Genomic DNA, 13,624 nt, shown 5'->3' with positions numbered 1-13,624 from the left:
ACCAGTATTTTAGACCTCTTCACCATTACCATACCTCTATGAAAGAAATAAAAAAAGTCCTCTCGAATTAGAGAGAACTTTTGTTAAAAAATAATTTATTATGCGTTTACAGTTTGTAAAGATTGAGCTACTTTTTTAACCGCTTCTAGGCCATTTGCAATAATTTCTTGTGCTTTATCTTGAGACGCGTTATGACCTTCAATGATAACCTCTTCGATAATTCCCATACCGAACATGCCAACAACATTTTTGATGTAGTTAACTGACATTTCCATTGGTCGTGCTTCAGGTGAAGAATAGTAACCACCACGAGCATTTAAAATTACAACTTTTTTGTCACCCATTAAGCCTTCTAATTGACCGTTTTCATTATATTTAAATGTATAACCAGCTTGGAATACATAGTCAATGAAAGTTTGTAATTTCGCTGGAATTGTTAAGTTCCAAAGTGGGAAAGCAAATACAACAACATTAGCTGCAGTTAAAGCGTCCATAGCTTTTTGTTTTGCTGCTAAAAGACGTGATTCAACGTCAGTTAACGCTTCACCATTTTGAACTTTACCAAAAGCATTGAAAAGATCTTGACCGAAATAAGGCATGTCTTCTGCGAATACGTCAAAAGTCGTTACATCTACACCTTGTACATTTTCCATAAATGTGTCATACATTTTTGTTGAAATACCATCTGGACGGTTGTTAGCTTTTACTACTAATACATTCATTGTATAAATTCTCCCTTAATATCTAAGTTTAATATCTCGAATTCAAGATATATAAGTATATTAAAAAATTTTGCGAAAAAAGTCAACGCTAGTAGACTCAGACTTTTGTCTGAGATATAGTTGATTCAAAATATTTACACCAAAACATAAGGTTGATTTCCATTCCGACTAGGCACTTTGCAGCTGACGCTTCGCTTTCGCACAGATAAAACATTTGTTGCTGTCGCTAATCCTAGAGGAGTCGCTCAGCCTCCATTCCAATCAACTTTGCCACATGATATGCGTTTAACAAAGGTCCATCCCCTTTTGTTAATGAGCTATTAAAGCATATGTGTTAGGTTGCTTGGATTGTGAAATGAACTTACCAGAGCTTCTTCGTGTTTCGAGAGTATTCTGTAAGGGAACCCAACCTTTTCGAGGTCCTTATCCGAATGTTGTAATAGTCAGATCGGCTTCCTGCCCAAAGTGATCAGGTTCCATTATCTCTTGGTCATTCTCTAACAGAATTAAAATTTACAGCTATCGTCAGTACAAACTCCACCATTTTCAGAGCCTGCCATCTTTAATCCTGGTTGTAAGCCTTCTTCCTCTGCAACTTTACGTAAAGTTGCTTCAAATACTTCTTGAGGTTGTGCCCCAGAAATACCGTACTTACGATTTAGCACAAAAAACGGAACCCCCCGTACACCAAGCTGTAATCCTTCCTGTATATCAGTCTCTACTTCTGTTTTAAAATCATCGATAGAAAGAACCTTTGCAACTTCTTCACGATTCAGACCTACTTGCTCAGCAATATCGATTAATACATCGTCCTGACCAATACGCTTTGCTTCAATAAAATAACTGTATAATAGTGCTTCAACAAGCGCTGAAACATCCCCTTGTTGTTCTGCCCATTTTACTAGACGATGCGCTTTTAATGTATTTTCCTCCATTAAATTATCAAAGTTATAATCTAAACCAACTTCTTTAGCGCGAGCAGCAACACCTTGCGTCATTTCTTTTGCTTTTTCTAATGACATTCCATACTTCTTCGCCAATGCTTCATACGTAGACACATTTGTATCCACAGGTGTTGTTGGGTCAAGTTGATAGCTTTTATAAACTAGCTCTACCTGCCCTGCAAGACCCGTATCCTGAATCGCCTGCTCTAGTTGCTTTTTACCAATATAACAAAATGGACATACATAATCTGACCAGATTTCAATTTTCATAGGTAGTCACGCTCCTTTTGCTACATTGTAGCGATAGTAATTACAGTAAGGCAATTTTTATGCTCCATTGCATAAATTTTCAAATCAATCTACATACTGAATGTAAAAACAATGTGAGGGTTATGTATGACACAATCTCTTTGGCTCGGTACAATCGATCCCGTTTCTCTGCCATCTCTTCCTGCGTCAACAACTTGTGATGTATGTATAATCGGTGGAGGCTTGACGGGGTTATATACAGCATATGTCTTAGCAAAATCAGGTGTAGATGTGGTCTTACTTGAGGCAAATTCCCATATCGGTCATGGTACGACTGGTAATTCAACAGGAAAATTAACTGCACAGCATAGCATAGTTTATGCCAACCTTATTGAAAAACTTTCTGTAGATGAGGCACGACTCTATTATCAGCTCAATCAAATAGCAGTTGAAAAAGCATTACAGTTACTCCCTAAAGCAAGCATTCAACAAGTAGATTCCTTGCTTTATTGCCAAACAAAAGAAGGCTATGCCCAATTATTAAAAGAATGGAATGCCTATAAAGTATTAAATATTAAGGCGAAAATCACTTCTGATACAGAGCTTCCCTTCCCAGTTACAAAAGCACTTAGCATGTCCCAGCAGGCTCAAATACATCCTGTAGAAGTTTGTAATTTCCTTGCAAAAGAAGCAGTATCAATGGGTGCAAAAATCTACACAAATACCCGAGTTAAGCAATTAAACCTACCACAAAATAACTTACATACCGCAAATGATATGTCGGTTCGATACAACAAACTTATTTTGTGCACACATTATCCAATCGAAGCCTTTAGAGGACTTCAGCTTTTTAAACTTTCTAACAGTCGCTCCTATATGGTGGCTAGCAAAATTACCGATACACTACAAGGTCAATATTTATGCGTAGATACCCCTACTCGCTCTATTCGGACGGCTACCATTAACGGCGAGCACTATTTAGTATTAGGTGGAGCTAATCATATTGCAGGTGAAACAACTAATACGGAGCCCTATTATGATGCTATTCAAAATGAAATGAAAGCGCATTTCGATCAGGAGCCAATCTATCGCTGGTCAGCGCAGGACATTGAAACACCAGATATGATCCCTTATGTTGGCAGGATTACACCGTCCTTGCCTAATGTTTTCATTGCAACTGGCTATCGAAAATGGGGTATTTCCAATTCTTTTGTAGCGGGAGACATACTATCATCCCTAATTACGGGAGCAGGGAATGAGGATGGTGCAATTCCTCTTTATTCGCCAGCGCGTACGAAATTATTTGGAGATCAGTTTATGCAGATGCTAAAGGTAGGAGGCTTTGTAGCCAAAGAGTTCGTGACAGGTTATGTGAAACATGCAAATACACCAACTTGTACGCATTTAGGCTGCAAAACAAAATGGAATGAAGCCGATGGAACTTGGGATTGCCCTTGCCATGGCTCTCGCTTTAATGCCAAAGGGGAAGTTCTTGAAGGTCCTGCTGTACATCCTTTAAAACTAGATTGAAAAAAGAGGTTGCCTTTTTCAGGACAACCTCTTTTTCATTATTTTAATGCATCAGTTAATACTGGAACGATTTGTTTTTTACGAGACACTACACCCGGTAAGATAACACGATTATTCATAAGCTCTGCGCCAAATCCTTTTGCTGCAGCCTCTGCTACTTGTCCAATCGCAACGGCTGTTGAATCGTTGTTTAAAATATCTGTTACAACAAAGAAGAATAGATCTAAGCCATTTTCCGCTACATTTTTATTTAATAAAATTTCTAATTCCTCTTGGCGACCAAGCACATCGTTAATATCGACAGCGTTTACTTGAGCTACTACAGATTTATATTCACCAAATTGGAATTCTTTTGCATCTAATGTTAAAAGATCTTCTAATGATTTATCTGAAAGGTCAGCACCTGCTTTTAGCATTGCTAATCCGTATTCTGCAACATCCACACCTGCAATTTTCGCTAGCTCCTCACCAGCTTTTACATCTTGCTCTGTGCAAGTTGGAGATTTGAATAATAATGTATCAGAAACAATGGCAGAAAGCATTAATCCAGCAATGTTTGCAGGAATTACTACGCCATGTTCTTTGAAGATCTTGTTTAAAATCGTTGCAGTACAGCCAACAGGTTCTGCACGATAGTATAGTGGATCAGCCGTTTGGAAGTTTGCAATACGGTGATGATCAATTACCTCTGTAATTTGTACTTCTCCAATGCCATCAGCAGATTGCTGGAACTCATTGTGGTCTACAAGAATTACTTTTTCGGCTTCTCCAACTACTGATGAAATTAATCGAGGTGCCTCAAAGCTAAATTTATCTAAAGCAAATTGTGTTTCGTTATTTACTTCTCCAAGGCGTACCGCTTCAGCATCAACGCCAATTTGTTGTTTTAAATATGCATATACAATCGCAGATGTAATTGTGTCTGTATCGGGATTTTTATGACCAAAAACTAAAACTTTACTCATTAAATTTATTCCTCCTAAATGGCAATAACATTTATATTATATTTTATCATATCTTATGTGCAAACATGATATAAAGTGAAAGTTTATCTATTAAGGATCTACTACCAATACACAACTAAAATCTACTATTCTAAAATAACTGATCTTTATGTATTTCTTACCTTCCCTACCTTGAACTACTCCCACTTTCGTTTCGCTTAGAGAATAAGTTAATTCGAGTGGAGACTGGGCGACTCCTTGAGGATCAGCATTACAGATGAGACCTTGCAGCGCAGCGAATAGAGGAACGAAGGCTAAAAGCATCTCGTCCTGTGATAACGCCTCGACCAACATCCTGTTGTTGCTGTCGCTTCGCTTTCGCACAGAAAACATTTGTTGCTGTCGCTTCGCTTTCGCACAGAAAACATTTGCTGCTGTCGCTTCGCTTTCGCACAGAAAACATTTGCTGAAAAAGTTAAATTTAATATATTTATCCGTAAATAATATCCTATTTATAACATTTAATATTAATAATGCATATTTTATAAAAAATTATTAACTATAAATAGATATATAGTTGTGTTTTTATATTCAAGAAACCGTAATTTTATGCTATTATCAGGTAGTCTATATATAAATTAGGATATGCAGGAAATGGGGATCATGATGACAAAGAAGATGGAAAAAAAGTATATTCCTTTAGCAAATTATTTTGATGTAGCTTTACAACAAGAAATTACTTTATCATTTAGCGAACTCGAAAATATTATGGGACAAGCCTTGCCAAATGCAGCTTACTTGAATAGGAGCTGGTGGAAGAAAACAAAGCCCCCTCTCTCTCACTATTTGTCATGGACTAATGCAGGCTACTATGTCATTGATGTTAAGCTCGGTACCAGTGTAACTTTCTCGCGCACACAAATAAAAACTACGAGCAATATTTCTAAAAATGACGAAAACCAATCAGCATACATAATTCGAGCAATTGAAGCATCAGATGCTAGATCATTTATTCATTTGCAAGAAGATATTTTCCAACAAACTGACTTCATGTACAACATGAAAAATGAATTAGACCTCACAGTTCAACAGCTTCGTAAAGATTTAGTCTATTGGAAACAATTAAAAAACCGTACGATTTTACTTTGTATATTAAATGGCATTTTTGCTGGTTATGCCGTTATTCATGGATATAAACATTCTAAAGCTAAGCATGTTGCATCAGTCCGCCTAGCTGTTAAGGAAGAGCATCAACGACAAGGTATTGGTTCAGAGCTGATGAAGGCGGTTGAACGTTGGTCTAAACAGCGGGATATTACGCGCTTAGAAGTATCTGTTATGGAGCATAATGAGAGTGCTTTAAATATGTTTGAAAAAATTGGTTTTCAGCAAGAAAGTATCCGACAAAACGCTATTAAATTAAATGATACCTATATTAATGAACATAGCTTAAGTAAACTTTTATAAACTTCTTTTTCAAGGATGTCTAAAACTTATTTGGACATCCTTTTTATGTGTTGCATTGTAAAAAACGTATAGATCAGTATTTTACGTTTTCTACGCGTTGTAACATTTTTAGAAAACTTGCTTTTCTCTTGCTGCATCTAAAAATAATAAATTTTTTTCTAATTGCTCATATGATTGCTGATATTTCTCATATTGCGCTTTATCCTGACTGACCATTTCTTCAATTAGCGCATGTAAAAACGAAAACAATACTGGAATAACGTCTAATGAAGATTGCTTTTTCAAACCAAGTGTAAATAACGCACTTGCATATTCCCGAATAGAAGACAACGCCGAACCAGTAATAGCAATAATTTTAGCCTTTTTCTTTTTGGCAATTTCTACAATCGTTTGAATGTCGTTTGAATGCTTGTCCCAAGAAAAAACTATTAATGTCGTCTTCTCCCCCATACTGTTAATTTGTTGAACAATATCGTCGGATTCTGAGCGAAGCTGTTTTACATTTGGACGCAAAGTTTTCATTGTAGACGATAACCAATTTGCAATGGATGCAGCTTGACGAGTACCCAAAATATATACGTTCTCCGCTTCATGCATCCATTTCGAGCTTTTTTGAAGCATATTATCGTTAATCAAATGAATCGTATCTTGAATATTTTGAATATCACGTTGCATCACCTTACCGAAACTTGGTATATTCCGCTTACTTGAAGAATATGTAGGTTGAATACTCGCACCTTCATTTTGAGTCATTAAATAGCTTCTAACCTTGTCTTGAAGATCTACATAGCCCGATAAATCCATCGCATAACAAAAACGAATAACTGTCGATTCACTAACATTAGCCTGTCTACCAACTTCGGCAGCTCCGTTACCAATAATAACTGTAGGGTTATTCATAACAAATTGTGCAACTTTACGCTGCCCCTTCGACAACCTAACAAATCTTCTTTCTATTTCTTCATTAATGCTCATTTCTAACAACCTTTCTTTCAATGAAATTATCAAGAATGGAGATTGTTTCCTACTGACTCTAAATTCGAATCAATTATGCCTCGGCATAATTGTATCTGCCTCGCTGTGATAAACTGTGTCCGGAATCGACTTTGTGCTTAGGCCAGCATATGTTTTTTGTGCGAAAGCGCAGTGCTAACGTAGCGGCAGCAACATGATGGCCGACACGGTGTCGGTCATTTTGATAATGCCACAAGACGTGGCGTTCTTAGACTGAGTTCCTCTATTTCAACGGATGTTTGGACACCTGTACCTGCCGCTTCGCTTACGGTACCGAAAACATTTGTACCTGTCGCTTCGCTTACGGTACCGAAAACATTTGCTGAAAGAAGTTAAAAATACAGTATCACGATTACAATCTGAATACAACGACTTTTCTGAAAAATCTTCAATGCTTTAACTTGCTAATATAATAGTTCGCACAAAAAAACATTCGTTACGCTCCAGGGTCTTATCTGTAACGTTAATCTCCAAGGAGTCCCCAGTCTCCACTCCAATCAATTTATCCACATGACATACGTCTTAACAAAATGCCCCCCTATTTTCAGTGATGAACCTTATTGATTGTGATTTTAACAGATTTTTTAAAATATTTGTATAAAAATTAACAACTTCTAATTTTTATGTAACTAAATCATAAAAATGTCTTGGATTATAGTTCATCCAAGACATGATTATTTTTGTTATTCTAATTCAATTTGTTTTGTTTCTTGACCTAGGAATATTACCCCAACAACACCGATAATAATCGCTCCACAGAAAATAGCAAAGATAAAGCCGATATCATAACCTGCTGTTAATAAAGAGCCTACTAACAGAGGTCCAAAAATACCACCAATACGCCCAACAGCCGCTGCCATTCCTACACCCGTTCCACGAATAATTGCTGGATACTGCTCTGGTGTATAAGCATAAAGTGCACCCCATGCCCCTAAGTTAAAGAACGATAAAAACATCCCAGATGTTAATAGCACTACTATCGTTTCGGCATTACCAAAAATGAGAGCACTTACTGCTGTACCAATTAAATAAGAAACAAGTACAAACTTCCGTCCGAATTTTTCTATAAACCATGCAGCTGTAAAATAACCTGGTAGTTGCGCAAGCGTCATAATGAGAACATATTTAAAGCTCGTAATCATATCAAAACCTTTACCAACCATGACACTTGGTAGCCATAAAAACATACCGTAATACGAGAAAACAACCGTAAACCATAACACCCATAACATAAGTGTCGAGCGTGCATATTTTTTCGACCATACTCCTCGAATATTTTGCATAACACTACGTTTCTTAGACTCAGCCTTTACTGTAAATTGTGGTGAATCTGGCAAGTGCCAGCGAAGATAAATTGCATATATTGCTGGAATTGCCGTTAATAATAAAGCACTACGCCATCCCCATGATGGAATAACAAAATACGAAATTAATGCAGCGATTAACCACCCCGCCGCCCAGAAACTTTCCAGTAAAACAACCACTCGCCCACGCTCTTTGGCTTCTACACTCTCAGAAACTAGCGTCGATGCGACTGGCAATTCTCCCCCTAGCCCCATACCTACTAAAAAGCGTAGTGTCATAAAAGCAGCTAATGTAGTGGTAAATGCAGACAAGCCACTTGCAATCGAAAATAATACAAGTGTCCACATAAAAATTTGCTTACGTCCCACTTTATCGGCAAGCACGCCGAAAATAAGAGCTCCTACAGCCATCCCAATTGAGTTTATGCTACCTATCCAGCCTGACTGACCTGGCGTTAATCCCCACTCAACTGCTAATGCTGCAATAACGAATGATAATATTCCTACGTCCATTGCATCGAAAAGCCAGCCTACCCCTGCTACCCTCAAAAGCTTATTGCGAGAAATAGATTGTTGAAACTTATTCGTTGTTACTGTATTTATCGTCACCTTAACCACCTGTCTTTACACATGACTTTACATTGTAAACTTACTATACAGTTGTTTCTAGAAAGTGACAAGCAAAAATTCAAATTACCGAATTGTTTAGACAATTTCTGAAATGCTATTGAAAACATGGGGCAATTTACGATAAAATGTCTTTTATACAAAAACAACTGTTCTTTCTATAAGAACAAAAGGAGTCGTAACCGTTATGTGGAAAGGCCTAATTGAAGAATATAAACAATTTTTACCCGTAACAGAAAATACACCTGCTCTAACTTTAAACGAAGGCAATACGCCTCTTATACATTTAGTAAATCTATCAAAAAAACTTGGCATTGAGCTTTATGGAAAAATCGAAGGTGCAAATCCAACCGGTTCATTTAAAGACCGTGGTATGGTGTTTGCCGTTGCAAAAGCGATTGAAGAAGGTAGCAAATGCGTTATTTGTGCTTCAACGGGTAACACGTCAGCCGCAGCAGCAGCTTATGCAACACGTGCTGGAATCCAGTCCATAGTCGTTATCCCTAAAGGAAAAGTGGCCCTAGGTAAGCTAGCCCAAGCAACAATGTATGGTGCAAAGATTATCGAAATCGATGGTAATTTTGATGATGCGTTAAATATTGTTCGTCAAGTAAGCGAAACAACTCCAGTGGCACTTGTAAACTCTGTGAATCCATTCCGTATTGAGGGGCAAAAAACGGCATCATTTGAAATTGTAGATGCTTTAGGGAAAGCTCCAGATTACCTTTGCATCCCTGTTGGTAACGCAGGTAACATTACTGCGTACTGGAAAGGCTTTAAAGAATATGATGCAGCAAAAGGCTCTGGTTTACCAAAAATGTTCGGCTTTGAAGCTGAAGGAGCAGCAGCAATTGTAAAAGGTGAACCTATCGCAAATCCTGAGACAGTGGCAACAGCTATTCGTATCGGTAATCCTGCAAGCTGGAAATTTGCAGAAGCAGCTCGCGATGAGTCTGGTGGAATTATTGATTCGGTTACAGACGAAGAAATTTTAGCTGCTTACAAATTAATTGCTGGTACTGAAGGGATTTTCGTCGAACCAGGCTCAGCAGCATCATTAGCAGGCGTTATTAAATCAGTTGAAAACGGCAAGATTGCGAAGGGCTCTAAAGTTGTAACAATTTTCACGGGTAATGGATTGAAAGATCCTGATACTGCCATGAATGTCTCTACTGTAGATGTTGTCGCACTTAAAAACGATGAGGAAGAAATTCGAAAATACATCGAGGGCGTACTATGAGTAACATGTGGGAAATCACGGTTCCCGGGAGCACAGCCAATCTAGGTCCTGGCTTTGATTCAATAGGGCTTGGCTTATCTCTTTACTTAAAGTTAACCGTGTCTTTACAGGATAGTTGGGAAATTATCCACCTCGATGATAATGGTCCTAAAGAGTTTGAGCTGGAAGAGCACCTACTATACGTGATTGCCAAAAAAATTGCAGATCAATACGGTAAGCAACTACCTGCCTGCCGTGTTGAAATGGCAAGCGAGCTTCCATTAGCCCGTGGTTTGGGGAGCAGCGCAGCGGTCATTGTTGCAGGAATTGAACTAGCTAACCAAGTCTGTGACTTAGGCTTAACTGTGCAAGATAAACTCAATTTATCCTCACAAATCGAAGGACATCCAGACAATGCGACAGCCTCGGTATTAGGGGGGTTAACAATTTCCTCAATGGATGAAAATGGCGTTGTTGATACATTTCATGTCAATGATTTAGGTGCTTCCTTTGTTGTGTATGTGCCCGATGTCGAGCTAAAAACAAGTGAAGCTCGCTCTGTTTTACCAGAACAATTTGACCGTACATATGCAGTGAGGGCCTCTGCAAATGCAAATATGCTAGCGGCATCATTAATGGTTCGTGATTTTGAGCGTGCAGGTCGTTATATGGAAGCTGATTTATTCCATGAACCTTTCCGCGCCAATTTAATTCCACAATATACAGAAATTCATACTGCAGCAAAGGCTAATGGAGCATTTGGAACGGCTTTAAGTGGAGCGGGACCAACACTGATATCCATCATCCCTACTGCTATTGCGCAAGGTTTCTTAAATGCCATGAAATATCAATTTCCAGAGCATGAAATTATCTTAACAAAAGCCGATGAATATGGTGTACAGGTAAAATTTGAACGTCTACTACAAAAGTAGACGTTTTTTCTTGAAGGGGGAAGTAGCTTGAAACCAATTATTTTCTGTGATTTTGATGGCACTATAACAGAAACAGATAATATCGTCTCACTAATGACTGAATTCGTTCCAGAGGAATCTGAGAAAATTGCTAAAGCAATGATGGAACAAACTATAACCTTTAAAGATGGCATTTCAGCAATGTTCGAGCTATTATCAACTAAACAAAAGGATACTGTGATCCAATATTTATTGGATACGGTCATTATACGTGAGGGCTTTGGCGATTTCGTTCGTTATGCACAAGAGAACCATATTCCGCTTTATATTGTTAGTGGAGGTGTCGATTTTTTCATTGAGCCACTATTAAAAAAATACGGTCCTTTTTCCGGTATATATTGTAACAGTGCTGATTTTGCCGGACAGCATATTAAGCTCGTTTTTCCAAATAGCTGTGATGAGGAATGTGCGAAATTTGAGACACAAGGTTGCGGTTGCTGCAAGCCAAGCGTTATGCGAAAGGTTGCACAGAGTAATCACTTTAAAATCGTAATTGGAGATTCACTTTCTGATTTTGAGGCAGCAAAACAGGCAGATTTAGTACTTGCTAGGGATCATCTTATTAAACGCTGTAAAGACCTCCATCTTCCTTATAAGCCATTTGAAACATTCTTTGATTGCTTAGAAGCTGTAAAGAAGATTATAGAAGCAGAAAAGGCTGTTTCCATGTAATTGAAAATTTCCGAGAAAGGATGGCGGTCTGTTAATACGGATCACTCTTATCTCTACATAACAAAGGGAACCACCTGCAAGTAGATGGTTCCCTTTTTATGTTCATAATTTATTTCTCGCTTTAAAAAGTCTCTTCCGACGTTCATACCAAATAACACAAATGATAAACCACGTATAGCCCATACTCCACCCGGCCAATACATCTGAAGCAAAATGACGGGCTCCAGCAACTCTAGACAAACCAATAAGTACAGTTAAAACAATTGCTCCGAGCCATAGTAATGTCTTACGTCCCTTGCTATTGTTCTCTGAAAAAATATAGGCTACTGTAAATAAATACAAGATACCGGTCATAGAATGTCCAGAAGGAAAGCTATAAGATGTTAATTGTTCCTCAATCTCAGGTCTTGGCCGTTGCACCCATTTTTTCAATAATTGGTTAAGTACATTCCCACCTGCAACCGTTAACAAAACAAATAATATCCCTCGGTTATTTTTTACCTTCCATGCTAAATAAACTATTAAGATTATAGCTACGGACACTACAAATGCCGGTTCCCCTAAATAGTGGAAAAACTCTATAAAACGATTACCGAAAAATAAATCCGCCATTTTTGTATCAAAAGTACGAATTAGTTCACTTTGAAAAGTAACTCGTAACACAAAAAAGATAATGAGCGTTAATACTGCTAAAGGATAAGCCCATTTTTTCATATAATACTTCACCTCAAAACCATATGCTGTTATATTTTTCACATCATATCATATTTAAGTCAGCTAGAGGTGAATTTGGCTTTTTATCCCGTGTACTACTACTCCCAACACAAAGAAGTTAGCTACAAGATTTACTGCTTTGTATATGCCTGATTGGGGAAACTTTATCTAACCCAATGTGCCCCCTCTTACTTGGGGTATGACAAATGTTTTTTCTTCGGCCTTATTAAAATAATTTGAAAGAGCTAATGCAACGATAAATAAGATTGCAACGATAGGTATTATTTTTCTAAACAAAATATACACTTCCTCATCTTCAGTTTGAATTATTTTAATAATACTGGATCGAATAACCAATCCTTTGGCCCAAAGTTTTTATCCTTCTCTCCTCTTACCTCACGAGATATATTGTTTTTAATAATTAATTCTCTAAACTTTCTACTGAACAAAGTCTTGCGATATAAATATTTTCCGTCATGGTTCCATTCTGCTGATAGGAAAATATCATTTTCTATATTGGTTAAATCTTTGCGATTATAAATATCAGGACCGTTGATTACCCCACTTAATCCACAACGACATGGAGGTTGTTCTGTCGCAAAATACAATTTAACTCTTTCAGCGCTAGCCTCTGGTAATACTTGTGTCGGTATAATTTGAAAAGCCTTTTGCTTCCCTTCTTTCGGTCCTTGATGAATAACCTCTAACAATTCATAGCCTTTAATATCCTCTTGCTTCATTAATGTCGCTAATTCCTGTGAAGCAACCCAATATCCGCTCACATGAACTAGATGACGGTCTTTCATTTCTGTAGTATCAATCACTAATGGAGAAAGCTGCTCTTTTTCCATTAGTCCGCAATGCTGGCAATGCGTGTTTATAGAAAATAAAGTTCCTCTATCATCTATAAACATATCAGGTGAGTTACCTGTTGAGTTTAGTGTGAACAATGGTGCTTGCTCATACTCGCTATCCGAAAAGTCAAAGTAGAAACGTTCTCCGATTGAATCAATTCCTAATTCGTGTTCCAATGATTTATATAGTGCTGCTACATGCTCGTATGTTACGTCTTCATTTAATGTAAAAATAGGATTAAAAGATGCCTTTAAACTTCTTTTTCTTATTTTAGGTGCACCGATATAAATACCATAGCGATTATAAACATTAATAACTTGATCTTGACTAGATTCATCTATAGAAAATAAATTTTCAAGTTCTACTTTCAAAATACACGCCTACCTTTATAT

13 protein-coding genes are annotated in these 13,624 nt (G+C 37.5%); 5 read left to right on the top strand and 8 right to left on the bottom strand.

Annotated elements, in window-relative coordinates; genetic code table 11:
* Positions 1 to 98: 98 nt before the first annotated feature.
* Together ACZ11_RS02395 and ACZ11_RS02390 are read right to left on the bottom strand one after the other, a co-directional pair.
* The gene (locus ACZ11_RS02395; RefSeq protein WP_049663355.1) at positions 99 to 722 is read right to left on the bottom strand and encodes an FMN-dependent NADH-azoreductase; all 624 of its coding nucleotides are present in this window, start codon (positions 720 to 722) and stop codon (positions 99 to 101) included.
* 506 nt (positions 723 to 1,228) lie between these two features.
* Positions 1,229 to 1,936 carry a DsbA family oxidoreductase gene (locus ACZ11_RS02390; protein ID WP_049663351.1) on the bottom strand — a complete coding sequence of 236 codons (708 nt, stop codon included), beginning with the start codon at positions 1,934 to 1,936 and terminating at the stop codon, positions 1,229 to 1,231.
* 126 nt (positions 1,937 to 2,062) lie between these two features.
* On the opposite strand from ACZ11_RS02390, the gene ACZ11_RS02385 reads away from it, so the two are divergent.
* A complete protein-coding gene (locus tag ACZ11_RS02385) occupies positions 2,063 to 3,445 on the top strand; it encodes an FAD-dependent oxidoreductase (protein WP_049663349.1) in 1,383 nt (460 codons plus the stop codon).
* A 38-nt stretch (positions 3,446 to 3,483) separates the two neighbouring features.
* Here ACZ11_RS02385 and ACZ11_RS02380 read toward each other — a convergent pair whose 3' ends face one another.
* Both ACZ11_RS02380 and ACZ11_RS25490 read right to left on the bottom strand, forming a co-directional pair.
* A complete protein-coding gene (locus tag ACZ11_RS02380) occupies positions 3,484 to 4,410 on the bottom strand; it encodes a manganese-dependent inorganic pyrophosphatase (protein WP_049663347.1) in 927 nt (308 codons plus the stop codon).
* Positions 4,411 to 4,660: 250 nt separating this feature from the next.
* Positions 4,661 to 4,843, bottom strand: a complete 183-nt coding sequence (locus ACZ11_RS25490) for a hypothetical protein (RefSeq protein WP_161804420.1) — start codon at positions 4,841 to 4,843, stop codon at positions 4,661 to 4,663.
* A gap of 224 nt (positions 4,844 to 5,067) precedes the next feature.
* On the opposite strand from ACZ11_RS25490, the gene ACZ11_RS02370 reads away from it, so the two are divergent.
* Entirely contained in the window at positions 5,068 to 5,856 is a 789-nt protein-coding gene (locus ACZ11_RS02370) for a GNAT family N-acetyltransferase (RefSeq protein WP_236690760.1), read from the top strand.
* A gap of 108 nt (positions 5,857 to 5,964) precedes the next feature.
* On the opposite strand, the gene ACZ11_RS02365 is transcribed toward ACZ11_RS02370, so the two are convergent.
* Both ACZ11_RS02365 and ACZ11_RS02360 read right to left on the bottom strand, forming a co-directional pair.
* On the bottom strand, positions 5,965 to 6,831 hold the full coding sequence (locus ACZ11_RS02365; protein WP_049663341.1) for a MurR/RpiR family transcriptional regulator: 867 nt from the start codon (positions 6,829 to 6,831) through the stop codon (positions 5,965 to 5,967).
* Positions 6,832 to 7,553: 722 nt separating this feature from the next.
* Entirely contained in the window at positions 7,554 to 8,783 is a 1,230-nt protein-coding gene (locus tag ACZ11_RS02360; RefSeq protein WP_134008311.1) for an MFS transporter, read from the bottom strand.
* A gap of 205 nt (positions 8,784 to 8,988) precedes the next feature.
* On the opposite strand from ACZ11_RS02360, the gene thrC reads away from it, so the two are divergent.
* From thrC to ACZ11_RS02345, 3 genes are read left to right on the top strand one after another with little or no spacing between them, the layout of a single operon-like run.
* The gene (gene thrC, locus ACZ11_RS02355; protein WP_049663338.1) at positions 8,989 to 10,041 is read left to right on the top strand and encodes a threonine synthase; all 1,053 of its coding nucleotides are present in this window, start codon (positions 8,989 to 8,991) and stop codon (positions 10,039 to 10,041) included.
* Positions 10,038 to 10,952, top strand: coding sequence for a homoserine kinase (gene thrB, locus ACZ11_RS02350; protein ID WP_049663336.1), 915 nt, complete (start codon positions 10,038 to 10,040; stop codon positions 10,950 to 10,952). The genes thrC and thrB overlap by 4 nt, the downstream gene beginning before the upstream one ends.
* 27 nt (positions 10,953 to 10,979) lie before the next feature.
* On the top strand, positions 10,980 to 11,663 hold the full coding sequence (locus ACZ11_RS02345) for an MtnX-like HAD-IB family phosphatase (protein WP_049663333.1): 684 nt from the start codon (positions 10,980 to 10,982) through the stop codon (positions 11,661 to 11,663).
* A gap of 102 nt (positions 11,664 to 11,765) precedes the next feature.
* Here ACZ11_RS02345 and ACZ11_RS02340 read toward each other — a convergent pair whose 3' ends face one another.
* A complete protein-coding gene (locus tag ACZ11_RS02340; RefSeq protein WP_049663332.1) occupies positions 11,766 to 12,377 on the bottom strand; it encodes a phosphatase PAP2 family protein in 612 nt (203 codons plus the stop codon).
* A 326-nt stretch (positions 12,378 to 12,703) separates the two neighbouring features.
* Positions 12,704 to 13,603 (bottom strand): hypothetical protein, encoded by a 900-nt coding sequence (locus ACZ11_RS02330; RefSeq protein ID WP_049663329.1) that lies wholly within the window; start codon positions 13,601 to 13,603, stop codon positions 12,704 to 12,706.
* Positions 13,604 to 13,624: the final 21 nt, after the last annotated feature.

This window comes from Lysinibacillus xylanilyticus (genome assembly GCF_001183605.1).
Taxonomy (GTDB): domain Bacteria; phylum Bacillota; class Bacilli; order Bacillales_A; family Planococcaceae; genus Lysinibacillus; species Lysinibacillus xylanilyticus.
The sequence above is the reverse complement of the archived record's forward strand: the minus strand, read 5'-3'. Positions and strand labels throughout refer to the sequence as shown.